The following is a 23,446-nucleotide window of genomic DNA, read 5'->3' on the forward strand; positions in this document are numbered from 1 at the left end:
GTGCTTGTAAGGTTTGGGCCGAAAACCAGGACCATCATATTTGACTTAGTACCTTGGCGTGAACTCTTCCATTGATGGACTATCTGGCTGCGCACTATCATTGATGTTATGCTCTTCTGTGAGCAGCCAGATGATACTCAGAGCCAAGACGTTCGATCCAGATGCGAGGATGCAGGGCAGCCCGGTCCAGGAACTGACATCAAGCGGCGTCGGCGGCGAAAGCGAAGGCTTGGAATGCTTTCAGGAGGCGGAATGCGCACCTTTATTGTCGGAACAGAATTCTCTCCTCGATCTGATCGAGCGTTAAGGCGGGCCGTTCTGTTAGCACGCCAATCCGGCGCCAGTCTGATCCTGACACACACCATGAGCGACGATCCCGAGAATACATTCGACGTCGAGCAAAAGGCCGTCGAACTGCGGACTGTCCTCGGCGAAACGGCCGGTACGGTTAGCCGCCACGATCGCGTGCCGTGCGAGTACACGTTGATGACAGGATCCCCATACCGTGCGCTCGCTGAAACTGCCCGGGACCGGGCAGCCGAACTAATTGTACTGGGGCCGCATAGGTCAAATCAACTTAAGGACATATTTCTCGGGACGACTGCGGAAAAGGTTCTCAAAGAAACACCCTGTCCGGTCTTGATCGCCAATGGAATGCCCGCTGCAAACTATTCCAGCATCCTCATCGCAACCGATTTTTCAGATTGCTCGATCATCGCAGCGCGCGCAGTTTCCGCTCTTGGAATGCTGGATGATGTCCGCGTAATTGTGTTGCATGGTTTTGAGAAACGCGATGTCGGCAGTGTGCAGCGCGAACTCATCGGCCAACTGGAGAATACGCAAACAGTCGAGCAGGACGAGGCCGCGAAAAGTATGCGGAATTACGTGCGGGCGAGCGGCATCACTCCTTCGAAAACAGTGATCGTTCCCCTGGCTACTGCGACCGCCGAGACCATCCGGCGGGTAGCGGAACGCGAGCAGGCCGATCTCATCGTCATCGGCACCAACGGACGATCGGGAATAGAGAAGTTCGTGCTGGGCAGCGTAGCCCAGGACATCGCCGGAAATTCGGCGATCGATGTCCTTGTGGTAGCAAATGCTGTGATTTGAATGCCTGATCGTTGACCGTCTATCGTTGCCATGTTGACGAACCTGATTGGCCGGGAGCGACAGCTCTTCGTGACCATGGGCTGGGGAACACCGAGGTTGCAAACACCTTCGGTATCGCGCGGGCGAGCGTCTGTCGCGCGTTATCTGGTGCCTGAGCAGCAAAGCCTCGGCTGAGATTGCCAATACGCTGAGGAGTTGGAAGTAGAAGGAATGGAGCCTGCCTCCCGCCAGGATAGTGCCTGTCCAGCGGCGTTCTTAGGGCTAGGGGGCATCCACTAAGCAAGCTACTGACTTTCACTCCGGCAGGCGACGTAGGGGCTAATCCGTGTTCGGCATACTGGTCATTATTGTCGCCCTGTTGGGGATGATGTTTCTCGCCTATCGCGGCCTAAGTCTCTTGCTGCTGGCTCCTGCGCTTGCATTGCTAGCGGTCTGGGCAAGCCAGGGCGGGCCCTTGCTGGCCAGTTATACGCAAATTTTCATGCGCTCCACCGGCGAGTTTATCATCCAGTTTTTCCCCCTGTTCATGCTGGGGGCTGTTTTCGGCAAGTTGATTGAGGTGTCCGGTTCGGCGCAGGTGATTGCCAAGGCCATTACCAGCGGACTAGGCCCAGACCGGGCAATCTTGGCAGTGATTCTCACCTGCGCCCTGATGACCTACGGCGGGGTGTCGCTATTTGTTGTGGCATTTGCAGTATGGCCCATTGCGTCTGCGCTGTTCCGCGAATCCGGTCTTCCCAAGGTCCTGATTCCAGCCACTATCGCCCTCGGTGCCTTCACGTTCACCATGACAGCACTGCCGGGGACGCCAGCCATACAAAACTCAATCCCCATGCCATATTTCGGCACCACGACATTTGCTGCACCTGGTCTGGGCTTAATAACCGGCACCTTGATGTTTGCCCTCGGATGGGCATGGCTCGAATGGCGTGCCCGCAGAATGGGGCCCGCTCCATGGCAGGACGCAACGCCAGTAAAGGACACTTTGGCTCATTCAGTCCCCTCGCTTGCTGTCGCATTGGCACCGCTGGTGCTGGTCCTAGTGCTCAATTTGGGTTTCACGTTTGTGATCATCCCGCGCATGAACACTGACTATCTCGCATGGCCAGAGTTTGGCGAGGCAGACGTTGTTTCATTGCGCGGTGTCTGGTCGATCATCGCTGCACTGACAATCGCATCGCTCACGCTGGTGGCTTTGAACTGGCGGCGACTGTCCGACGGATTGAGCCGGACGCTTGATGAAGGTGCGAAGGACTCGCTGAAGCCTATTTTCAACACTGCAAGCCTCGTGGGATTTGGCACTGTTATTGCTTCGCTTCCAGCTTTCAGCTTGATCCGCGATTGGGTCGTGACGATCGGTGGTGACAATCCCCTTATTTCGCTGGCAGTTGGAACGAATATCCTCGCTGGTATGACGGGTTCGGCATCGGGAGGAATGTCCATAGCACTCTCCACCCTAGGTGAGACCTACATGCAAATGGGACAAGAAGCAGGGATCTCTCCCGACCTGCTGCACCGGGTTACTGCCGTCGCGACCGGGGGGCTGGATGCGCTACCTCACAACGGCGCCGTCATTACCTTGCTCGCAATTTGCGGCTTGACCCACCGCGAAGCCTACAAGGACATTGCGGTTGTGGCGATGCTGATCCCGATCATATCGCTAATCCTGCTTGTTACAATCGGGACCTTTTTCGGGAGCTTCTGAAGCCTCCATACCGCAGCAATTGCGGCAAAGGCTTCGATGCCGCCCGACATAACCGCTCCCCATTTCTAACCCGATGGCTACAGCGGAGAGCTTACCGATAAGCGGAATACCTAAACTGGCACCGCCAAGATATCCACCTCAAGTGTCCGCAAGGCTTCCTCGGCTACACTGCCAAGCACCAAGCGACCAAGTCCCTGTCGGCCATGAGTTCCCATCACCAGTAAATCGGGCACCGAGCGGTCTATGAAGGAACTTAACACTGCAATTGGCTCGCCTTCCTCCAGGTAGACGCGGCTCGTCAAATCACCGGCATCGTTCTCCCGCAGAAAATTGGTTAACTCTGCGCGAGCAATCCTCATCTCCGAGGATACATGCTGTTCTATCGCTTCATGGTTCGCGTGAGCTGCGAGCATTGTCTTTGCAAATGGGAGCCTGGCATGAACTACCGAGACCTGCGCATCTTCCAGAAGCCCCGATGAGTAAGCCAGTTTCAAAGCTGCGCCCGAGGGCTCTGAACAATCCAGCGCAATGCCGATGCGATCATACCTGCCGGCACCTTCGCCCTTCACCATCAAGACCGGATGGGTGCCCCGCCAGATTACCCGTTCGGCTGTCGTGCCGATAAACAGATTGCGCAGCGGTCGCCGCCGATGCCGGCCCATCACAATCAGATGCGCGTTAACCTGGGCCGCAAAATCGCCGATCATTTCGAATGGGTCACCTGAAACAACATGCACCGCGACCTCGATTCCGAACTGATCTTCCAGACGGCTGCCCTCTACGGTGAGAGCTTCTTCGGTCTGTCGTATTTCGCTCGATACGTAGCTATCAGGCTGATCGTGCTCGACCACATGGAGCACATACAGCCGAGCGCCAAAACGCTTGGCAAGCTCCGCTGCGCGGGCAATTGCTATTTCCGACCGATGTGAAAGATCGGACGCCACAAGTATTTGCTCAAGCAAGCTGGGCTCCTTTTCAGCAAGACTAACGCGAGGGCATATCACTTTCAATCCCGTCAGTACCCAGGTCCGCCTCAGTCAGTAAAGGCTCCCTGGAAAGCCGCAGCCATCGCGCGGCCAAGCCGAGGGTTGGCCCCTGGATGAGACTGGAAACCAACACCACGAAGAAAACGATATTGAAGATCGTGAACGCGCCTGGAACCCCTGCAACAATCGGGAAGGTCGCTAGCACAATAGGAACTGCTCCCCTCAATCCTACCCACGAAACCAGCAGCTTGGCGCGAAGATCGAAATTGAACGGAGCAAGGCAGACGAATACGCTGATGGGCCGAGCCACGAACATCAACACCGCTGTAATCGCGAAACCTGCCCCCATGATGTCGAGCAGCTCTGTGGGTGTGGCGAGGAGGCCGAGCGTAAAGAACATCGCGACCTGCGCCAACCATGCCAACCCATCCTGAAAGGTCGATACCGCGCGCTTGGCCGCAAACACGCGATTACCTGCCAGGAGCCCGGCCACGTAAGCTGCAAGGAATCCGTTGCCCCCCAAGACCTCTGCCAAACCATAGGCCAGCAGGGCCGCAGCAATCGAAATCACGAAGCCCAATCCGCCATAGCGAAAATGCGCCCTGTTCAATGTCTCTGGCAGCAAATAGCCGACTATCAGACCGACGCCGGCACCACCGACCATTTGCATGGAAAAGTCGATTGCCAGACCGCCGATGGGAGCTGTGGGGGCCGCCAAAAGCATCAAGGCCGCGCCCACGAGAAAAATCGCCATGGGGTCATTGGAACCCGATTCGAACTCGATCAGTGCCTGCACGTCGGATCGAAGATCGACTCCCTTGGTTCGCAAGATCGCAAACACGGCCGCAGCGTCGGTGGAAGCAATGACAGACCCGAGCAGGAAGCCCTGGATCGGGGTGAAGTCCAACAGGTAAACCGCCGCGGCTCCGGTCACACTGGCACTTATCAAGACCCCAAGAGTGGCCAGCAGCAGGGCGGGCTTCACGACGGGTCGGACACTTTTCCAAACCGTATCAAGTCCCCCCGAGAACAGGATGAAGATGAGGCTCAGCACACCGATGAACTGGGCCAGGACATAGTCATCGAACAACAGCCGGCCCGGCCCGTCCTCCCCGGCCAGCATCCCCAGCGCAAGAAAGCCAATTAGCGCAGGAAGGCCAAAGCGGCTCGACAGAGTGCCTGCGAATACCGTTAGAAACAGCAATATCCCGACAGCAAGAAGCATGATTTCGGGATTTGCCACTGACATGGCTTCCATCTCGTCACTGTCGCTAAAGCCGTCAAGCACAACCTACGCCATGCCTCCCTCCGAGGAGTCATTTCTCGCCTCTCGATGCAATCACGGATGTCGTCGATGCGCTTGTAGGGTTTGCTGTCTGGTGTGGCGATGGGCTAGATTACGGCGAGTTCAAACCGAGCGAGGCAACCCCATTACTTTTTCAAGCGATAAAACTCCCAGCGCCGCCGGTCTTTACCAACAACGGGCAAAGCTTCGTATCTGGATGCGTTCGCGACTTTGGGCACAAGTGCTGTTTGCCATGGGACTTGGCATTTGTGTCGGGCTTGTACTCGGGCCGGAGACGGGTGTGGTGTCAGAATCGACCGCCCGGACTCTGGGAGCTTGGTTCGGTATTCCCGGCAAATTGTTTCTTGGTCTCATCGCCATCGTGCTGGTGCCGCTGGTGTTCTCTTCGATTGTGGGGGGCCTTGCCGGGGGAAATTCTAATGAGGCCCTTCGCAAGATCGGTCTCAAGCTGGGCGCATTCATCATTCTTACAACGACGATCGCCTCGTTGATCGGCGTTGCCCTTGCTCAGCTACTTCGTCCAGGAGACGGGCTTGATCTTCCCGCCGCCGCTCCAGCCCAAGTGCCTCCATCCGGCATGCATTCTTTCGATTTCAAAATGTTGCCGGATCTTCTGGTTGGCGTTCTGCCCACCAATGCAGCCGCATCGGTCATAGAAGGTGACCTCCTAGCCGTTGTGATCCTTGCAATTCTTGCAGGCTTAGCGGCCACTCAGGTTAGAACGGAGCAGGCTCGGCCTTTCCTTGCACTTCTGGATTCGCTGATGTCGATATCCATGACTGTCGTGAAATGGGCCATGATGCTCACTCCGCTGGCCGTATTCGGGTTGATGGCGCAGTTGATGATGCAGATCGGTCTTGGGTCGATCATGGGCTTACTCACCTATGTAAGCACAGTGCTGCTCGGTCTTGTCCTGCTGTTTGCGATCTACATTATATCGCTGCGAGTGCTCGGGGGCCATGGTTTGGGTACATTCCTTCAGGCCGCTGGGCAGAATCTGCTGCTCGCCTTCTCCACCTCAAGTTCCTCCGCCGTTATGCCTACCACCATTCAAGCTGCGCGAAGGCTTGGCGTGCCCGAGCCGGTTGCCAATCTCGTGGTGCCAGTGGGTGCAACGATGAATATGGCGGGAACAGCACTTTATCAAAGCGTAGCCATACTGTTCCTTGCCCAAATGGCCGGTGTTGATCTGCACGGCGCCGAGGTTTTTCTTTTGGTAGGCACCTTGGTCGCCTCATCAATCGGAGCTCCTGGCACTCCCGGCGTTAGCATCGCAATACTGGCAAGCGTCGCAACCGGCTTTGGCATCCCTGCGGAAGGTCTGGTCATCATCCTCGGCGTGGACCGTTTACTCGACATGTGTCGAACTGTCGTCAACGTGACGGGCGACCTCACCGCAGCAACGCTGTTGCGCAACGCCATAAAGGTTGACTGACCTCAGGCGGGAAGATCCACCAACACCAACGATAAGAGAGTAGCCGAGCCCGGACCATGGAGGTATGTGGCAGTGATGTTTTCGCATGCCGCACTAAGGCTAAGCTACCTTCGCCCCTTTCGCAGTTTGTTCCCTTCAAGATGATCGTGGTGCCCGCATATCATGACACCAGCGGTTAGAAGTCGTTAAGGCTGGCAGATGCCTGATACACGACCAACTTTGACTCAGCTCCTCCGGCTGCAAATCGTCACGATCCTGCTGCTGGCCGTTGTCGCGCTCCAGGCCATACCCTCGGGACCACTTGCTCTCAGCCCAGCGAATGGACCGACGTTCAGCGCGGAATCGAGCAGTGTAGCGCTTCCCGGTCCGCGGGAACGTCTGACCCAGACCACGCCGACACCGAAAAAACCCACACTTCCGCCGCTGCCCGACCGCCCTCCGCTGGTTCCCGCAGGAGCGCTATCGTTTACGATCATTGTCCCATTTGCCGGGCCCAGTCATAGGGTACATTCGGCAAACTGGCTCCGAACGGCCTCGCGCCCCCGCGCACCTCCCCACATCTCCTGACCAATTCGTCGACCTGACCAGATCAGGTCGAGCCACAATCCGAAAAATTCAGGATAGATCATGGATTCTCAAGACACTGGCGACTCCGTTAAGTCGGAGCGCGATATGCACATTGCCGCCCTCTTTGGGCGATACCCAGACTTGTCCGATGCGGAAATTCGAGACATCAAAACTTGGTGGGCCAAGGAGGCGTCTTCGCTCGACGTTGCCATGATGAGTTGCAATCAGGATATTGCGCCTGGATATGCTGACTTCCGTAAAGATCATGTTGATCGACTGCCTATGTCGGGCCGTCATTTAACAATGGTGTTGGTCAGCCTCATCCTGATCAGCATAGTGGGTTATTTGCTGCGGTAGCAACCGCATGGGTAAGCCGGTGCCGGGCACTGGCTTACCCATCGGACTTCCGACGCACACCGCACGATTTAAGGCATGATACCTACGCACGATCCCCGGCGGCTGCCGCATTGAATGACGTCATGGACTGGGTGGCAAGACCAGCCCTGCATATGCGCAGTGTCGCATCGCAGGATATGTGTCCTCCAGCGGAATCTCCTGAATGTAGCGCTTGTCTAGCGCTGACTTGGCATGCCCGATCACCTCATGCTTGTAGTTCTCTGATAGACCATACTCAGTGCGGCCTAGCAGCGTTTTGAATGCATCAAAAGTCGCAGTCAATGTGCGGCCATCATTGCGTTGGCACGAGCCATTTTGCTTTCCCCCAGGCGATTAGGAGGGGTCGAAATACCGCAACATGCGCGAGGGAACGGCCCGCTCCGGCGTTGCACCATGTTGCATCCATGTTGCATGGAGCTGCCGAGACTACTTGGAAAAGCGCAGAAATGCATGGGAATACAAGGAAATGGCGCGAGGAGATGCCTCGCGCCATTTCTCTCATATATCTCTGATATATAAATAGAAAATGGATGCCCCGTGAGGATTCGAACCTCAATAGACGGAGTCAGAGTCCGTAGTCTTACCGTTAGACGACGGGGCAATCGCGAGGAGGCGCCTCTATAGGGCGGTCCGCATTCGGTCAAGGGGTGCTTCCTCACTTCATGGCCCACTTCAGGGCCACATCCCTGCAATGCAGAGCCGCGCGACTTGCTCCCGGTGACTGCATGGGGTAACCCGATGTCAGGTTCCGCTCGTGTGGCGGGTTTTCGATTGTGAGTTTTTACACCATGGCGGACGTGATTCCGCCGGACGGGCGCACCAACCGCGCCGGTGGACCAAGGGGCAGGCCGCGTGGGCACCCCGGCAGGAAACCGGACAGCCCGCGCCCGGGCACCGGCACCGGACCTGGCAACAAGCCCGATCGCGCGCGATCTGGCAACCCGGCAGCCCCGCGCCAGAGTGCTCCACCCTCCCCCGTGACCTTTCCATCGGTCCACCCCATCGCTCGGCAGGCCTATGCCGCAATCGACCTTGGCACCAACAACTGCCGCCTGCTGATCGCTCGCCCGCACGATGAAAGCTTCGTGGTGATCGACGCATTCAGCCGCGTAGTTCGGCTGGGCGAAGGGCTGGCCCAGACCGGAGAGCTGTCGCAGCAGGCGATGGATCGCGCCGTGGGCGCGCTGCGCATCTGCGCCGACAAGCTGAGGAAGCGCAACGTCCACCTTGCCCGGTCGGTCGCCACCGAAGCATGCCGCCGGGCAACCAACGGCGGTGAATTCATTGCCCGCGTGCGCGAAGAAACCGGCATCGTGCTCGATATCATCAGCGCCGAGGAGGAGGCGCGGCTGGCCGTGCTGGGCTGCCACATCCTGCTGGAAGACGGGCGCGGCCCGGCGGTCATTTTCGATATCGGCGGTGGTTCCACCGAACTGGTGCTGATCGAACAGGGTGGCGCCGATGCCAGCCCGATCCCGCGCATCCTCGACTGGCAATCGGTACCGTGGGGCGTGGTTTCGCTGTCGGAAACGGTGGGCGACGAGGGGCAAACCGAGGCGGAACGGCTTTCCCGTTATGCCGAAATGAAGCAACTGGTGGCCGAAAGTTTCAGTCCCTTTGCCCAGCGGCTGGAAGCGCGCCGCGCACCCGACCTGCGGCTGCTGGGCACCAGTGGCACAGTCACCACCCTGGCCAGCCTGCACCTCGAACTGCCACAGTATGACCGGCGCGCGGTGGATGGCCTGATCGTGCCGTCCGATGCCATGCGCTCGATTTCCGCACGTCTGTCGGCCATGGGTCCTGCCGATCGCCGCCAACTGGCCTGCATCGGGAACGAGCGGGCCGACCTCGTGGTGGCTGGTTGCGCCATCCTTGAAGCGATCCTCGACATCTGGCCTGCAACGCGGCTTGGTGTCGCAGATCGCGGTATCCGGGAAGGTATCCTGCGATCCCTGATGACGGCGGACGTGCGCGGCGCCCAGGCCGCTGCTGCCCTTGGTCCGCGCCAAAACTCGGGGGCGCGGCGCTAATGGCACGGGCAGGACAGGACGTAGATCGTCGGCTGAAAAGCAACAAGAAGCGCAAGCAAAGCTCGACCAAGTGGCTCGAGCGGCAGCTGAACGATCCCTATGTCAAGCGTGCCAAGGCCGATGGCTACCGCAGCCGGGCGGCCTACAAGCTGCTGGAACTGGATGAAAAATTCGATCTTTTGAAGCGCGCCACCCGCGTGGTGGACCTGGGGATCACGCCGGGCGGCTGGGCGCAGGTGGTGCGCAAGCTGGCCCCGCGCGCGGCCATCGTCGGCATCGACCTGCTGGAAACCGAACCGCTTGAAGGCGTGACCATCCTGCAGATGGATTTCATGGACGAAAAGGCCCCGGCACTGCTGACCGCTGCCCTCGACGGTCCGCCCAACCTGGTGCTGTCGGACATGGCCGCCAATACCGTGGGCCACAAGCAGACCGATCACCTGCGCACCATGGGGCTGGTCGAGGCGGGCGCGTGGTTCGCGGTGGACGTGCTGGAGCCAGGCGGAGCCTTCGTGGCCAAGGTCCTGGCGGGCGGCACAGATACCGACCTGTTGGCCTATCTCAAGACGCACTTCCGCACGGTGAAGCATGCCAAGCCACCCGCCAGCCGCAAGGGCTCCTCGGAATGGTATGTCGTGGCAGAGGGGTTCAAGGGACGGCCGGCCTGATTCCCGCCGACTACCTGATTCCCCCCGACTGATTGCTGATCAACGCACAAACGAAAAAGGCCGGGATCGCTCCCGGCCTTTTTCATGTTCTCAAGGCATGGCGGGACCTAGCTGACCGAGCCCACTGCAGGGCTCTGGTCAACCCCTGCGGCGGCATCAACGTCCGGCGTATCGACGGTATCGATATCGCCGATCAGTCCGGCATCGCCTTCACCCCCGGCTGGTTCTTCCACCGGCACCGGCGGCAGGGCGGGGCCGCCGCCGTTGGCAAGCATGTACAGAATCACGTTGGCACGTTCCTGCGCATTGCCAATGCCGGCAAAGCTCATCTTGGTGCCGTTGGCGAAAGCGCGAGGGCTGGCCAGCCAGGCCGACATGTTGTCGAAATCCCATACTCCGCCATGTTCTGCCAGGGCGCTGGAATAGGCATAACCAGGCGCGTGCTGCCCGATCCCGGTTCCCATCACGCCCCACAGGTTCGGACCGATGCCATCGGCGCCGCCCTGGGCGATCGTGTGGCACGCAATACACTTGGCAAAGGATGCCTCGCCGGCAGCGACATCGCCCTGGGCCAGAAGTGCGGCAAACGACGGACCTTCGTCCGCGCTGCCTGTTTCCACGCCCTCGATCACATAGCCGAGGTTTTCCGGACGCTCGGTGTCCGGAATGGCAAATCCCACCACGAAACGCAGCAGAAGGGCGACGACACCGGCAAAGAGCAGCCAGCCGAAAATGGTATTAAGACGGTCTGTCATGGAACAATCATCTGCCAGAGTGAACCCGAAGGCATAAGCCTGTTTGGGCGCGCTCTAGTAAGGCGGAGCGATTGGCGCAAGTGCCGATAGTGGCTTGTCCGCCGCGTCGCGTATCTTTACGCGGCCTTGCCTATGGACTCTTTCCCCGCTCCCGCGCTCGAACTGGTCGCCAGCATGCGCGCCGCCGCCGCCGCAGATCCTTCGCGCGCCATTGCCTTTCAAGGGGCTCCCGGGGCCAATTCGCACCGCGCAGCCATGGAATTTGCGCCCGAATGCCTGCCCCTGCCGTGCTTCAGCTTCGGCGATGCGCTGGATGCGGTAAAAAGCGGTGCCGCCGGTTGCGCGATGATTCCCATCGAGAATTCGCAGGCCGGGCGCGTGGCCGACATCCATTTCCTGCTACCCGAAAGCGGCCTGTCCATCGTCGGCGAATACTTCATGGCCATCCACCACGCACTGATGGCCCTGCCCAACGCCGATGGCACTTTCGGGCCGTTCAAGGCGGCCTTCAGCCATATCCACGCCCTCAACCAGTCGCGCCGCTACCTGGCGGAACGCAGCATGGTGCCGCTGAGCCATGCCGACACGGCGGGAGCCGCAGCCCATGTCAAGGAGCTGGGCGATCCGGCCATTGCCGCCATTGCGCCAGCCATCGCCGCCGACCTCTATGGCCTGACCATTGTCGACAACCGGGTGGAGGACACCGAGGACAACACCACCCGATTCGTCGTGCTGGCGAAAGAGCCGCGCGATCCTGCGTCACTGAAGGGCCAGGACGCAGTGACCACCTTCATCTTCGAGGTGAACAACGTGCCCGCCGCGCTCTACAAGGCACTGGGGTGCTTTGCGACGAATGGCGTCAACATGACCAAGCTGGAAAGCTACCAGCAGGGCTCCAGCTTTGCCGCGACCATGTTCTATGCCGATATCGTCGGCGCACCGGGCGATCTGGGGGTGGACAATGCCCTGGCCGAACTGCGCTTCCACGCCAAGGAGGTGCGCATGCTCGGCACCTATGCCCAGGCCCGCAAACGGGGCTAGGCCTCAGACCATTTCCGCCGCACAGTAATCGCGCACGAAATCGGCGTGGAGCGGCAGGCGCCCTGCCGCCAGTCGGCATTCGTCGGCGATCTGGCCGCGGTAAAAAGATCAGGCCCAATGGATATTTGCTTTGCCCCGCAAGCCATGCCACCACGCTGCTGTGACGAGGACAGCGGGGGCCAGGCCGGAGGACAACAGCGAGTTTGCGCGCGATTGGGACGCAATGCGTGCCGAAGGCGATGTGCAGTTCGCCCCGGTGGAGATCCCGGTCGCGCCGCCAAGCGAACCGGGCTGGCTGTCGCACCTGTTCGAATGGCTCGCCTCGGCCCTCGATCCGGTCGCCCGGTTTGTCGGGCCCAACTGGCCGGTGATCAAATGGGTGCTCCTGGCGCTGGTCGTCGCCCTGGTCGCTTTCGCCATCTGGCGCATTGTCGAACCGCTGGTGCTTGCGCCCCGCAGCCGCCCGATTGAGGAAGCCGGGTTCGTGCCCGACCAGGCACGCGCCCTGGAATTGCTCGACGAGGCTGACCGGCTGGCAGCCGAAGGCCGGTACGACGAAGCGACGCGCTTGCTGCTCCGCCGTTCGGTGGGCCAGATTGCCGATGCCCGGCCCGACCTGATCGATCCATCCAGCACCGCACGCGAGATTTCCGCCCTGCCCGCACTGCCCGAAGTGGCGCGCAAGGCCTTTGCCACAATTGCCGAGCGGGTGGAGCGCAGCCTGTTCGCCTTGCGCAGTCTATCGGCCGATGACTGGCACGCCGCCCGCGCCGCCTATGCCGAATTCGCGCTCGGCTATGGCGGACTAAAAGCGGGGCAAGGCCGATGAGCCGCGCGGCCAATCCGTTCAACCCCAAGGCTGTCGCCGCCGTGCTGGTGGTGGGCGCTGGGGCGTTCCTGCTGTTTCTCTATGCGATCGGCGCTGGCTGGACGGGTGATCGGATGCGGGTGACCGCCCATGCCAATTCCAACGCGCTTGACGGCTATTCCGCACTGGTTGACCTGCTTGAGCGGCGCGGGTTCGAGGTCGGCACGTCGCGCGATCAATCGTCGCGCGAGGAATATGATACGCTACTGGTCCTGACGCCCGGCATCTTCACCGATCCAACCGTGCTGGACGATGTGTTGCAGCAGCGCCGCTATGTCGGCCCGACAATCGTGATCCTGCCCAAGTGGATGAGCAGCCCCCTGCCCGACAACGCGCCCGATGAAGCGCGGGACGACTGGGTCCGGCTGTCGCCAGGGTGGTCCCCGGCGTGGTTCGACGAGATACCCCTGTTCGAGCCGCTGACCCTTGGCCACGGCGGCACCTCCGGCTGGCGCGGAATGGGACTGGCGGGCAACCTGCCGGATAACCGCATTGTCCAGGCCGTGACCGAAGTGTCCGGCAAGGAGCTGTTCCCGCTTATCACCGACAGCGAGGGGGATCTGCTGGCCGGTTACTGGAACCGCAACGGCTTCCATCCCGGCCTGGCCAATGCGGCGGGCGTCGTGTTTACCGTAGACCAGGAGGACGAACAGGACGGCGATCTCTACCCGTTGGTCGTGGTGGTAGAGCCCGACCTGATGAACAATTACGGCATGGCCGACCGGACACGGGCCCTGGCCGCGGTCACGCTGGTCGAACTGGCGATGGAAGATATGGACGTGCCGGTGGTGTTCGACCTCGCCATGCCGGGCTTCGGCAACAGCGAGAACCTGCTGACCCTGGCGTTCCGCCCGCCTTTCCTCGCTGCCACGCTGTGCCTGCTGCTGGCCATACTGGTGATCGGCTGGCGCGCCTTCCATCGCTTCGGCCCGCCGCTGGCCGACATTCCCGAAATGGCGCACGGCAAGACGCAGCTCGCCCGCAACGGAGCGGCCCTGGTCGAGCGCACCCGCCGCTGGCACCTGCTTGGCGCGCCCTATGCTGCCATGGTGGCGACGCGGATAGCCGTCGCACTGAACATTCGCGAAACCGAGCCGGACAGGCGGGATGCGGCGATCGATGCCGTGCTGGTCCAGCGTGGTGCTGATGGCCCCGGCTTTGCCGCCAGCGCCGAAACCTTGCGAAAAGCGCGCCGTCCGGCCGAACTGGTCCGCGCGGCGCTGGCATTGAGATCACTTGAAAGGACGCTTCTGCAATGAGCGCTGAAACGAGCATGACCCTGGATGACACCCGCGCCCTGGCGGCAGCCATCCGGACCGAAGTGGGCAAGGCCGTGGTCGGCCAGGAAGATACGATCGAGCACCTGCTGATCGCCCTGGTATCGCGCGGCCACGTGCTGCTGGAAGGTCCGCCCGGCACGGCCAAGACCTTCATGGCGCAGTGTTTCAGCCGCGCAACGGGCCTTGATTTCGGGCGCATCCAGTTCACGCCTGATCTCTTGCCGGGCGATATCCTGGGCTCGAACCTGTTCAACTTCCAGACCAGCCAGTTCACCCTGACGCGCGGGCCGATCTTCTGCCAGCTGCTGCTGGCCGACGAGATCAACCGCACGCCGCCCAAGACCCAGGCGGCCCTGCTGGAAGCCATGCAGGAACGGCGCGTGACGCTGGATGGCGAAACGCACGACCTTGGCGATCATTTCATGGTCGTCGCAACGCAGAACCCGATCGAGAACCAGGGCGTCTATCCCCTGCCCGAGGCCCAGCTTGACCGCTTCGCCTTCAAGATCATCGTGCCCTATCCCAGCGTTGAGGAAGAGGCGCGGATCGTGGAACGGTTCGGCAATTCGACCGGCCCCGTCCGGCCCGAGGATTTCGGCATCGCCCGCGTGGCCGACAGTTCCGCCATCGCCGCAGCGCAGTCCACCCTGAAGGACGTGACCCTGGCGGCCGAAATCATCGACTACACCGTCAGGCTGGTGCGGGCAACGCGTGACCATGCCGAAATCACCAGCGGCGCCAGCCCGCGTGCCGCAGTGCTGCTGGCCAATGCCGCCCGCGCCCGCGCCGCCTTGCAGGGCCGCGACTATGTGATCCCCGACGATGTGAAGGCGCTGGCCACGGCCACCCTGCGCCACCGCCTGCTGCTGTCTCCCGCCGCCGAGATCGAAGGCCGGCAGATCGAGGACCTGGTGGCCACGCTGGTGGAACAGACCGAGGCGCCCCGATGAGCAACCGGCGCTAGGCCCATGACCTTTCCCATCGTCCCTTCGGCCCGCATGCTGGGGCTGCTTGTGCTGCTGGCGCCGCTGGCGGTCGTGGTGGCCGCGACCACGCCGGGCGCATGGGTGGCAGCGCCTGCCATCGCGCTGGCGCTGCTGGGGGTCATGCTAGTCGATGGCTGGCTGGCGGGAGGACTTGTGTCGCTTTCGGTCGAACCGGTGGCCGATGCCGAGGTGGGCCAGCCTGCCGCCGTGACAGTGCGGGCAGAGATTGATCGCGACAGCGATGCCCGGCCACCGGAAGTGGCGCTGGGTTTCGATCCGCGCCTTGGCAAAGGCGGCATGGCGCTGCTGGAGCTGGCCGGGACCGGCGAGCCCAGCCGCTTTGCTGGCCGCGTGGAGCTGGTGCCGCAACGGCGCGGAACCGGCCGGATCGATACCGTGTGGCTGCGGTGGCACGGACCGCTTGGCCTGGGGCTGCGGCAGGCGCGGCAGGATATCGACCACCAGATCCGCGTCTGGCCCGATCTTACCCCCACCCGTTCCCCGCTGTTGCAGGCCTTCCTGCGCGATGCTCAGTTCGGCCTGATCGCCCGCCGCATCAGGGGCGAAGGCACCCAGTTCGAGGCTTTGAGCGAGTACGAGGCCGGTATGGACCGCCGCCGGATCGACTGGAAGGCCAGCGCCCGCCACACGGCGCTCTATGCCCGCGAGAACGAGGCCGAACGCGACAACCAGATCGTCTTTGCCTTCGACTGCGGACAGGCCATGTGCGAGCCGGTCGATGGCCTGCCACGGATAGACCGGGCGGTCTCTGCCGCGCTCACTGCCTGCTATGTCGCGCTCAAAGGGGGCGACCGGGTGGCGCTGTTCGGCTTTGCCGACAAGCCGGGCCTGATGACCCCGTTCATCACCGACACGCGCAGCTTCCACCGGTTGCAGACCGCCGCGGCCGAACTCGACTATGTGCCACGCGAACCCAATTTCACCCTCGCGCTCGCAACCCTGACAGCGCGGCTGAAGCGACGTTCGCTGATCGTGCTGTTCTCCGACTTCTCCGATCCGACCTCGGCCGAACTAATGGTCGAGAGCGTGGAACGACTGGTGCGGCATCACCTGGTGATCTTCGTGACCATGCGCGACGAGGAACTGGAAAGCCTTACCGCCGCCGATCCGGTCACGCTGGAACAGGTTTCCACCGCCGTGGTCGCGGCAGGCCTGGCACAACAGCGCGCCATCGTGTTGCAGCGGCTGCGGCGGCTGGGCGTGGACGTGATCGAGGCGCCGCACGATTCCATCGGCTATCGCCTGATCGACCGCTATCTGGAAGCCAAGCGGCTGGAGGCTATCGGCTGATGGCGCTCAACCTGTTTGCCCGCAAGACCATCGAACCGCCCGCTGCAATCGAGGCGGCCAGCCTGAGGTCCGACCGCTTCCGGCTGGAGCGCGAGACCGACTGGCAGCGGCTGGAAGCCATCGTCGAAGCGCTGGAGAAGAACCGCCCCCGGCGCATTTCCGACGATGACCTGCTCGACCTCCCGGTGCTCTACCGCAAGGCCGCATCCAGCCTGGCAGTAGCGCGCGAGACATCGCTCGATGCCGCGACCCTGGCCTATCTGGAATCGCTGGTCCGCCGCGCATGGTTCCAGGTCTATGGCCCGCGCACCGGGCTGTTTGCCTGGCTGCGCGGCTTCCTGGGCGGCGGGTGGAGCGCATCTGTGCGCGACCTGTGGCTCGACATCTGCATCGCGCTAGCGGTGATGGTGGCCGGGACCGTGGTCGGCTGGCTGCTCGTGGCACGCGACAGCGAATGGTATTACCGCCTGATGCCCGGCGGCCTCGCAGGCGAGCGGCAGCCCGGCGCCAGCGTCGAGACCCTGGCTGCAACGCTGGAAGGGACGGAGGACGCCGAAGGGCTGACAACTTTTGCCGCCTACCTGTTCTCGAACAATTCAGGCGTCTGCATCCTGGCCTTTGCCCTGGGCTTCTGCTTCGGCGTGCCGACCCTGCTGCTGCTGGTGTACAACATGGCCGCAATAGGCGCGATCCTGTGGCTGTTCGACGATGCGGGCCTGACCTGGGAGTTCGCCGCCTGGCTGGCAGTCCACGGCACGACCGAAGTGTTTGCCATCCTGCTGTCGGGCGCGGCGGGGCTGCATATCGGCCGGGCGATGGCCTTTCCGGGCAACCGATCGATCATGGCGGCGGCTTCGGCCAGCGGCAAGCGCGCGGCGCAGGTCATGGCAGGCTGCATCCTCATGCTGGTCGTGGCCGGCCTGCTCGAAGGCTATGCCCGCCAGCTTGTCGCCTCGGCAGAGGGCCGCGCGACGATTGGCGGCGTGATGCTGGTGCTGTGGCTGGCCTATTTCATCCTGATGCCCCGCCCGCGAACCCACGGCCGCGAGGACCAGGCATGAGCGCCGAAAAATCCGGTCGCCGCTATCAGGCAAGCCTCGCCAGCCGCAGGCGCGAGATGGTGACGCCTGAAGGGCTGGCCCTGCCTGTGACCGTGGCGGGCCGGGGCGCGCGGGCAGGCGCGCTGCTGCTCGATATGATCATCCTGTTCGGCGGGGCCTTTGTCGTGCTGTTGGTGCTGGTGGCCTTTGGCGAGGGACTGGCGGGCAACAGGTCGGGCGAGGGGCAATCACCCGCCGAGGAACTGGCGACAGTGGCCTTGATCATGGCCTTCTGGCTGGCGCGCTACGGCTATTTCCTGTTTTTCGAGCTTGGCCCGCGCGGGGCCACGCCGGGCAAGCGTCTGATGGGCATCCGCGTGGCAGCGCGTCCTTCTGCCAGCAATGCCGATGCAGGAGGCGGCAGGCTGACGGCAGAGGCGGTGATCGCCCGCAACCTGCTGCGCGACATCGAGGTGTTCCTGCCCACCTTCTACCTTCTGGGCATGCTCGCATCGGGCGGGCAGGCCGATGGCGTGATGGGCTGGGCGGCCTTCGTCTGGCTGATGGTGTTCCTGCTCTTCCCGCTGTTCAACAAGGACCGTCTGCGCGGCGGTGACCTGGTGGCAGGCACCTGGGTGATCGAGGCTTCGCGGGTAAGGCTGGCCCAGGCCATGTCGATCGCGCCCAACCACGGCCGCGACTATCGCTTCGGCGATGCGGAACTGAGGGTCTATGGCGAGCACGAACTGCAAGTGCTCGAAGGCGTGCTCAGGCAGGACAACCCCGAAGCCATGCGCGAAGTGATGCTGGCCATCTGCCGCAAGATCGGGTGGGAGCCGGGCGCCGGGCACGAGCGCGAATTCCTTGAAGCCTTCTACTCCGCCCTGCGCGCGCACCTTGAACGCGGCATGCGGTTCGGCCAGCGCAAGGCGGACAAGCATTCATGAGGATGTGCCGATGAACCTGCGTCCCGCCACGCCCGAGGATGCCACCATGCTGGCACACTTCGCCCGCGACGCTTTCAAAGCGGCCTTTGCCGACCTTTACAAACCGGAAGACTTCGATGCCTTCATTTCAGAATGGCGCACGCCGGAGCGCTACCTGCATAAAATCACCGATCCAGCAGCACGTGTCCAGCTGGCAGAGGTGGACGGCAAGCTTGGCGCCTACTGCATCCTCCAGCGCGATCACCTGCTGGATGAACATCCCGAACCGCGCCCCGCACGCCCGGCCTTCCTCAACCAGCTTTACTGCGCGGGCGGGATGACCGGCCTGGGCCTGGGCGCGGCACTGATGGACTGGGCCATCGCCCAGGCCCGCGAATGGCAGGCCGATGCTATTACCCTGTCGGTCTATAGCGAAAACTTCGGCGCCCAGCGGTTCTATCAGCGCTATGGCTTTGCCAAGATTGCCGATATCCACTTCTGGGTCGGCAACCAGTGCGACGACGAATTCCTCTACGAACTGAAGCTGTAATCCCGGTTTAAGCCGGCTTTAGGGATTGTCGGGCATGGTCCACCCCATACTATTTGGGAATGCACCATGGCCGTTGCCGAAATCCAGTTGCCCGCGCCGGGCATCAATACCGGGCCATTGTCCGACGAACTGCTGCACGACGAGGCGATCGACCGCGTGCTGGCCGCCGTGCGCGGGCATCTCGGGCTGGAGATCGCCTTCGTCTCGCGCTATGTCGATGGCGGCCAGCGGGAGCTGACCCATGTGCACACCGATCTCGAACTGCCGATGGGCGCTGGCTTCCGCGAGCCGATGGAAGAGAGCTACTGCTGGCACATCCTGGAAGGCCGCCTGCCCGAACTGATCCTCGATGCGGTCGATCACCCGTTCACCAAGACGCTGGCGATCACGGATTTCCTGCCCGTGGGCTGCCACCTCAACGTGCCGCTGAAGCTATCGGATGGACGCGTCTGGGGCAGCTTCTGTGCGCTTGGGCGCGAGCCTGACCGCACGCTGGGTGCACGCGACCTCAACGTTGTGCGCGCTTTCGCCAGCCTCGCTGCGGAACGGATCGAAGCGAGCATGGCCGAGGAACTGGAGCTGACCGAAGCGCGTGCACGGGTATCCGAAATGCTCGACGGCCATGCCATCACCATCTTCCACCAGCCGATCCATGACCTTGCCACAGGCGAGCCGATGGGCGTGGAATGCCTTGCCCGGTTCCCCAACACCACCCGCCGCGGCCCCGACCAGTGGTTCGAGGATGCCGAGCGCGTGGGCCTTGGGGTGGAACTGGAAATGGCCGCCGTGCGCGCCGCGCTCGAAACGCTCGGCCATGTGCCGGGCGGCAAATATGTCGCCATTAACGCCTCGCCCGCCACGATCCTGTCGGGCGCCCTGGAACGCGAGCTCGACGTGATCGACAGCGAACAGGTCGATCTCGGCCGCCTGGTAATCGAGGTGACGGAACACCAGCAGGTGCCCGATTTCACCGTGCTGTCGCGCAAGCTGGCGCGGCTGAAGGAAAGGGTGCGTATCGCTATCGATGATGTCGGCACCGGCTATTCGGGCCTGCGACACATCGTGGACCTGCAACCCGACATCCTGAAAATGGACATGGCGCTCACTCGCGACATCCACCGCGATCCTGCCCGCCGCGCGCTGACCGGCGCGCTGGTGCAACTGGCGCGCGACATTGGCTGCAAGCTGGTGGCCGAAGGGATCGAGACCGTAGAGGAACGCGACGCCATGGCCGACCTCGGCGTGCATTATGGCCAGGGCTATTTCTTCGCCCGCCCGCTGCCGGTGGTGGCTGCCCAGCGCCACATGCTGGGCCTTGCCGAAGACGACGCTGCGCCCGATCTGTCGGCGACGGAAACCCGCGGCGATCCCACCAGCAACGACCAGCCGCTGCTGGCGGCCAACGGCTAGTACGCTTTCGGCGGCAAGGATCTCGAACCGCTCTCAGTTCCTTGCAGATGCACGTTTTCCACGGCCCTTTCGGCTGCCAGTTCAAACGGTTCGAGGACCACGTCCGCACCAGCCGAAGCCAGTCCACGCGTTTCTTCCTCGTTGTGGGACACGACGGCGATCTGTCCTTCGAAACCAGCTAGCCCGGCCAGCTGGATCAAGGCGCGGCGCGAATCCTCCTGCGTCAGCCCCTGCACCTGGATCGGCACGGTAGAAATGATCCACTTGGCGGAGGCTATCGGCAATTCCGCGATGATCTCCGGATCGGTCATGTCGCCGAACTCTGCCTCAAGGCCCAGACTTCTCCATTTGTGCACGGCATCCGGGCTGTAATCCACTCCGAGCGCACTGATGCCCTTTTCCTTCAGGCGTCGTCCGATCGCCGAGCCGAAACGTCCCAGGCCGAACACCAGCACATCGTATTTGGCGCCCGAGATGACAGCCGCATCACGGGGTTCGCGTGGTGTCCCCTTGCGCTCGAAAACTCCGAGGACCGGCTCCAGCCAATCATACAGGCGGTGCGAATAGGTTATCATGTAGGTGGATGCCGCAATTGTGACGATCCCCACCATCGTGACAAGACCGAGAGCATCTGGCGAAACCTGCCCCAGCGTTACCCCCATCGCCACGAATATCAGCGAAAACTCGCTGATCTGCGCCACGGTCAGGCCTGCCAGCATGCTGGTGCGCTTGCGATATCCCAGCGTCCCCATGATGATCAGCACGATCAGCGGATTACCGACCAGCACGAAGATCGAAAAGACGATTGCCGCGGTAACATTGCTGCCCAGTGTCGAAAGGTCGAGGCTGGAGCCCAGCGCCAGAAAGAAGAACAGCAGGAGGAAATCACGCAGTGGCGCCAAACGGGCCGAAATGGTTTCCCGAAACGGGGTGGAGGCCAGCGCCACGCCTGCCATGAGGCCGCCCACCTCTTTGCCGAGACCCACGAAATCTCCCACCGCAGCAAACATCGCCGCAAGAGCGATGGCAAAGATCATCAGCAGTTCGGGCGCCCGCGCCAGCCGGGATGTCAGCGGATCGGCCAGAAAACGGATGAACACAAAGACCGTGCCCACCATGACCAGTCCGGAAATCAGTACGAAGGGGATGCCGGGCCCATCGTCACTTGCTCCTATGCCGATAGTCGACAGCACGATCATGGCCAGCACCACCACCAGATCCTGCACGATGAGGAAACCCAGGGCGATCTGGCCATGCAGGGTATCAATCTCGCGCTTGTCCGAAAGGAGTTTGACGATGATGATGGTCGAGGAAAATGTAAGTGCGACAGCGACATAGAGGCTCGTCACCTGATCCAGCCCGAGCATCAGGCCGATCAGGAAGCCGAATATCGAAGTAAAGGCGACCTGCCCCAGCCCGGTAAGCAAGGACACTGAACCAAGCGAGCGGATCAGCTTTACATCAAGTTTTATGCCAACGAGAAACAACAGCAGGGCGATCCCGAGTTCAGACAGCAACTCGATTTGCTCTGCCGACTGAACCAGCCCCAGAACCGAGGGGCCGGCAAGCAAACCCACCGCAATGAAGCTGACAATCAAGGGCTGGCGCGCCGCAAGTCCAATGAAGCCGACAACTGCCGCCAGTGCCAGCAACGCGGCAATCTCGCCAAAAGTTGTTTCGGTGACGAGTTCCAGCACAACGTCCAAAATCGGTTTCCTTATCTGCCCGCCGACATGCCAACGCCTACAATATAGGCTGAACCACAGGGCCCATTATTCGGCGCACAGTCAAGTAGGGGGGGCCGACAATTCGGGCTGCGGGTGCGTGAACAGGCGATAAGGCACGCCACGCCAAGTGTTTGCCGGTCATTCGCCCGGTTCCCGATGCGTCCCAAAGGCTGCTTTCAAGTCGTTTGCATTCGCCCTATAAGCTCTCCATGTCATCATCCATCAGACCCTGGCGCGATATCGCGCGCCGCCAGTCCCGCCAGATCATGGTCGGCAAGGTGCCCGTTGGCGGCGATGCGCCGATCACCGTGCAGACCATGACCAACACCCCGACAGAGGACGTGGCGGCAACGATCGACCAGATCCGCCGGTGCGAGGAAGCGGGCGCGGATATAATCCGGGTTTCCTGCCCGACCGAGGAATCGACGCGGCACTTCGACCAGATCGTGCGGGGGTCCAACATCCCGATCGTGGCCGACATCCACTTCCATTACAAACGCGCGCTCGAAGCGGCCGACAAGGGCGCTGCCTGCCTGCGGATCAATCCGGGCAACATCGGATCCAGCCAGCGGGTGGCCGAAGTGGTCCGCGCCGCCAAGGCCAACGGCTGCGCCATCCGCATCGGGGTCAACGCCGGCAGCCTGGAAAAGGACCTGCTGGAAAAGTATGGCGAGCCCTGCCCCGAAGCCCTGGTGGAAAGCGCGCTCGACCATATCAAGCTGTTGCAGGACCACGATTTCCACGAATTCAAGGTGGCCGTGAAGGCGAGCGACGTGTTCCTTGCCGTGGCCGCATACATGGGCCTGGCCGATGCGGTCGATTGTCCGCTCCACCTCGGCATTACCGAGGCAGGCGGGTTGATCGGCGGCACGGTGAAAAGCTCTATCGGCATCGGCAACCTGCTGTGGGCCGGGATCGGCGATACGATCCGCGTGTCCTTGTCCGCCGAACCCGAACAGGAAGTGCGTGTCGGGTTCGAAATCCTCAAGTCGCTTGGTCTGCGCACGCGCGGCGTGCGGGTGGTGTCCTGCCCGTCCTGCGCGCGCCAGGGGTTCGACGTGATCCGCACCGTGCAGACGCTGGAAGAACGCCTAAGCCACATCAAGACGCCGCTGTCGCTGTCGGTCCTGGGCTGCGTGGTAAACGGGCCGGGTGAAGCACGCGAGACCGATATCGGCCTGACCGGCGGCGGCGCGGGCAAGCACATGGTCTATCTGTCGGGCGTGACCGACCACCATGTGAACGATGCCGACATGGTCGAACATATCGTCCGCCTGGTCGAGGCGAAGGCCGCCCAGATCGAGGCCGAGATGACCGATGCGGGGCAGCCTTCGGTAGCAGCCGAATAA

The 23,446-nt window shown here is 62.0% G+C and carries 21 protein-coding genes and 1 tRNA gene; 17 read left to right on the top strand and 5 right to left on the bottom strand.

What is annotated here, in order from left to right:
• The first annotated feature begins 118 nt into the window (after positions 1 to 118).
• The 3 genes from M3P36_RS10100 (at position 119) to M3P36_RS10110 (ending at position 2,815) form a co-directional block, all read left to right on the top strand.
• Entirely contained in the window at positions 119 to 307 is a 189-nt protein-coding gene (locus tag M3P36_RS10100; protein WP_249703338.1) for a hypothetical protein, read from the top strand.
• Positions 253 to 1,110 (top strand): universal stress protein, encoded by an 858-nt coding sequence (locus tag M3P36_RS10105; RefSeq protein WP_249703139.1) that lies wholly within the window; start codon positions 253 to 255, stop codon positions 1,108 to 1,110. The genes M3P36_RS10100 and M3P36_RS10105 overlap by 55 nt, the downstream gene beginning before the upstream one ends.
• Positions 1,111 to 1,435: 325 nt before the next feature.
• A complete protein-coding gene (locus M3P36_RS10110; RefSeq protein ID WP_249703140.1) occupies positions 1,436 to 2,815 on the top strand; it encodes a GntP family permease in 1,380 nt (459 codons plus the stop codon).
• Between the two features lie 110 nt (positions 2,816 to 2,925).
• Here the strand turns inward: M3P36_RS10110 and M3P36_RS10115 are convergent, their stop codons facing one another.
• The gene (locus M3P36_RS10115) at positions 2,926 to 3,777 is read right to left on the bottom strand and encodes a universal stress protein (RefSeq protein WP_249703141.1); all 852 of its coding nucleotides are present in this window, start codon (positions 3,775 to 3,777) and stop codon (positions 2,926 to 2,928) included.
• Between the two features lie 22 nt (positions 3,778 to 3,799).
• Entirely contained in the window at positions 3,800 to 5,089 is a 1,290-nt protein-coding gene (locus tag M3P36_RS10120) for a potassium/proton antiporter (RefSeq protein ID WP_249703142.1), read from the bottom strand.
• 214 nt (positions 5,090 to 5,303) lie between these two features.
• On the opposite strand from M3P36_RS10120, the gene M3P36_RS10125 reads away from it, so the two are divergent.
• Together M3P36_RS10125 and M3P36_RS10130 are read left to right on the top strand one after the other, a co-directional pair.
• Positions 5,304 to 6,542, top strand: coding sequence for a dicarboxylate/amino acid:cation symporter (locus M3P36_RS10125; RefSeq protein ID WP_249703143.1), 1,239 nt, complete (start codon positions 5,304 to 5,306; stop codon positions 6,540 to 6,542).
• Positions 6,543 to 7,169: 627 nt separating this feature from the next.
• Positions 7,170 to 7,466 (top strand): hypothetical protein, encoded by a 297-nt coding sequence (locus tag M3P36_RS10130; protein WP_249703144.1) that lies wholly within the window; start codon positions 7,170 to 7,172, stop codon positions 7,464 to 7,466.
• A 566-nt stretch (positions 7,467 to 8,032) separates the two neighbouring features.
• Here M3P36_RS10130 and M3P36_RS10135 read toward each other — a convergent pair.
• Positions 8,033 to 8,106: transfer RNA gene (locus M3P36_RS10135), tRNA-Gln, on the bottom strand.
• A gap of 187 nt (positions 8,107 to 8,293) precedes the next feature.
• On the opposite strand from M3P36_RS10135, the gene M3P36_RS10140 reads away from it, so the two are divergent.
• Together M3P36_RS10140 and M3P36_RS10145 are read left to right on the top strand one after the other, a co-directional pair.
• Entirely contained in the window at positions 8,294 to 9,535 is a 1,242-nt protein-coding gene (locus M3P36_RS10140) for a Ppx/GppA phosphatase family protein (protein ID WP_249703145.1), read from the top strand.
• Complete coding sequence (locus M3P36_RS10145; RefSeq protein ID WP_249703146.1) at positions 9,535 to 10,203, top strand: RlmE family RNA methyltransferase; 669 nt, start codon at positions 9,535 to 9,537, stop codon at positions 10,201 to 10,203. The genes M3P36_RS10140 and M3P36_RS10145 overlap by 1 nt, the downstream gene beginning before the upstream one ends.
• A gap of 107 nt (positions 10,204 to 10,310) precedes the next feature.
• Here M3P36_RS10145 and M3P36_RS10150 read toward each other — a convergent pair whose 3' ends face one another.
• On the bottom strand, positions 10,311 to 10,958 hold the full coding sequence (locus M3P36_RS10150; RefSeq protein WP_249703147.1) for a c-type cytochrome: 648 nt from the start codon (positions 10,956 to 10,958) through the stop codon (positions 10,311 to 10,313).
• Between the two features lie 132 nt (positions 10,959 to 11,090).
• Here M3P36_RS10150 and M3P36_RS10155 point away from each other — a divergent pair, with 132 nt between their 5' ends.
• The 9 genes from M3P36_RS10155 to M3P36_RS10195 all read left to right on the top strand — a co-directional run bounded on the left by M3P36_RS10155 (position 11,091) and on the right by M3P36_RS10195 (position 20,370).
• On the top strand, positions 11,091 to 11,999 hold the full coding sequence (locus tag M3P36_RS10155; protein WP_249703148.1) for a prephenate dehydratase: 909 nt from the start codon (positions 11,091 to 11,093) through the stop codon (positions 11,997 to 11,999).
• A gap of 223 nt (positions 12,000 to 12,222) precedes the next feature.
• Positions 12,223 to 12,828 (top strand): hypothetical protein, encoded by a 606-nt coding sequence (locus M3P36_RS10160; RefSeq protein ID WP_249703149.1) that lies wholly within the window; start codon positions 12,223 to 12,225, stop codon positions 12,826 to 12,828.
• On the top strand, positions 12,825 to 14,126 hold the full coding sequence (locus M3P36_RS10165; protein ID WP_249703150.1) for a DUF4350 domain-containing protein: 1,302 nt from the start codon (positions 12,825 to 12,827) through the stop codon (positions 14,124 to 14,126). Before M3P36_RS10160 ends, M3P36_RS10165 begins: the two co-directional genes overlap by 4 nt.
• Before the next feature lie 14 nt (positions 14,127 to 14,140).
• Complete coding sequence (locus M3P36_RS10170) at positions 14,141 to 15,097, top strand: AAA family ATPase (RefSeq protein WP_249703151.1); 957 nt, start codon at positions 14,141 to 14,143, stop codon at positions 15,095 to 15,097.
• A gap of 18 nt (positions 15,098 to 15,115) precedes the next feature.
• Positions 15,116 to 16,444 carry a DUF58 domain-containing protein gene (locus M3P36_RS10175; RefSeq protein WP_249703152.1) on the top strand — a complete coding sequence of 443 codons (1,329 nt, stop codon included), beginning with the start codon at positions 15,116 to 15,118 and terminating at the stop codon, positions 16,442 to 16,444.
• Positions 16,444 to 17,505 carry a stage II sporulation protein M gene (locus M3P36_RS10180; RefSeq protein WP_249703153.1) on the top strand — a complete coding sequence of 354 codons (1,062 nt, stop codon included), beginning with the start codon at positions 16,444 to 16,446 and terminating at the stop codon, positions 17,503 to 17,505. The genes M3P36_RS10175 and M3P36_RS10180 overlap by 1 nt, the downstream gene beginning before the upstream one ends.
• A complete protein-coding gene (locus M3P36_RS10185) occupies positions 17,502 to 18,431 on the top strand; it encodes an RDD family protein (RefSeq protein WP_249703154.1) in 930 nt (309 codons plus the stop codon). The genes M3P36_RS10180 and M3P36_RS10185 overlap by 4 nt, the downstream gene beginning before the upstream one ends.
• A gap of 10 nt (positions 18,432 to 18,441) precedes the next feature.
• Positions 18,442 to 18,960, top strand: a complete 519-nt coding sequence (locus tag M3P36_RS10190; protein WP_249703155.1) for a GNAT family N-acetyltransferase — start codon at positions 18,442 to 18,444, stop codon at positions 18,958 to 18,960.
• 66 nt (positions 18,961 to 19,026) lie between these two features.
• Positions 19,027 to 20,370: a sensor domain-containing phosphodiesterase gene (locus tag M3P36_RS10195; RefSeq protein ID WP_249703156.1), complete on the top strand. Its 1,344-nt coding sequence runs from the start codon at positions 19,027 to 19,029 to the stop codon at positions 20,368 to 20,370.
• On the opposite strand, the gene M3P36_RS10200 is transcribed toward M3P36_RS10195, so the two are convergent.
• Positions 20,367 to 22,067 (bottom strand): cation:proton antiporter, encoded by a 1,701-nt coding sequence (locus M3P36_RS10200; protein ID WP_249703310.1) that lies wholly within the window; start codon positions 22,065 to 22,067, stop codon positions 20,367 to 20,369. The two genes, M3P36_RS10195 and M3P36_RS10200, sit on opposite strands and share 4 nt — an antisense overlap.
• Before the next feature lie 239 nt (positions 22,068 to 22,306).
• Between M3P36_RS10200 and ispG the strand changes: the two genes are divergently transcribed.
• A complete protein-coding gene (ispG, locus tag M3P36_RS10205) occupies positions 22,307 to 23,446 on the top strand; it encodes a flavodoxin-dependent (E)-4-hydroxy-3-methylbut-2-enyl-diphosphate synthase (protein ID WP_249703157.1) in 1,140 nt (379 codons plus the stop codon).

The sequence above is a fragment of the Altererythrobacter sp. KTW20L genome, from assembly GCF_023501975.1.
GTDB lineage: Bacteria > Pseudomonadota > Alphaproteobacteria > Sphingomonadales > Sphingomonadaceae > Alteraurantiacibacter.

Coding starts and splice junctions, on each gene's coding strand:
- M3P36_RS10105 (WP_249703139.1), top strand. CDS start 253: ATGCGCACCTTTATTGTCGGAACAGAATTCTCTCCTCGATCTGATCGA.
- M3P36_RS10125 (WP_249703143.1), top strand. CDS start 5,304: ATGCGTTCGCGACTTTGGGCACAAGTGCTGTTTGCCATGGGACTTGGC.
- M3P36_RS10130 (WP_249703144.1), top strand. CDS start 7,170: ATGGATTCTCAAGACACTGGCGACTCCGTTAAGTCGGAGCGCGATATG.
- M3P36_RS10140 (WP_249703145.1), top strand. CDS start 8,294: ATGGCGGACGTGATTCCGCCGGACGGGCGCACCAACCGCGCCGGTGGA.
- M3P36_RS10145 (WP_249703146.1), top strand. CDS start 9,535: ATGGCACGGGCAGGACAGGACGTAGATCGTCGGCTGAAAAGCAACAAG.
- M3P36_RS10150 (WP_249703147.1), bottom strand. CDS start 10,958: ATGACAGACCGTCTTAATACCATTTTCGGCTGGCTGCTCTTTGCCGGT.
- M3P36_RS10155 (WP_249703148.1), top strand. CDS start 11,091: ATGGACTCTTTCCCCGCTCCCGCGCTCGAACTGGTCGCCAGCATGCGC.
- M3P36_RS10160 (WP_249703149.1), top strand. CDS start 12,223: ATGCGTGCCGAAGGCGATGTGCAGTTCGCCCCGGTGGAGATCCCGGTC.
- M3P36_RS10165 (WP_249703150.1), top strand. CDS start 12,825: ATGAGCCGCGCGGCCAATCCGTTCAACCCCAAGGCTGTCGCCGCCGTG.
- M3P36_RS10170 (WP_249703151.1), top strand. CDS start 14,141: ATGACCCTGGATGACACCCGCGCCCTGGCGGCAGCCATCCGGACCGAA.
- M3P36_RS10175 (WP_249703152.1), top strand. CDS start 15,116: ATGACCTTTCCCATCGTCCCTTCGGCCCGCATGCTGGGGCTGCTTGTG.
- M3P36_RS10180 (WP_249703153.1), top strand. CDS start 16,444: ATGGCGCTCAACCTGTTTGCCCGCAAGACCATCGAACCGCCCGCTGCA.
- M3P36_RS10185 (WP_249703154.1), top strand. CDS start 17,502: ATGAGCGCCGAAAAATCCGGTCGCCGCTATCAGGCAAGCCTCGCCAGC.
- M3P36_RS10190 (WP_249703155.1), top strand. CDS start 18,442: ATGAACCTGCGTCCCGCCACGCCCGAGGATGCCACCATGCTGGCACAC.
- M3P36_RS10195 (WP_249703156.1), top strand. CDS start 19,027: ATGGCCGTTGCCGAAATCCAGTTGCCCGCGCCGGGCATCAATACCGGG.
- ispG (WP_249703157.1), top strand. CDS start 22,307: ATGTCATCATCCATCAGACCCTGGCGCGATATCGCGCGCCGCCAGTCC.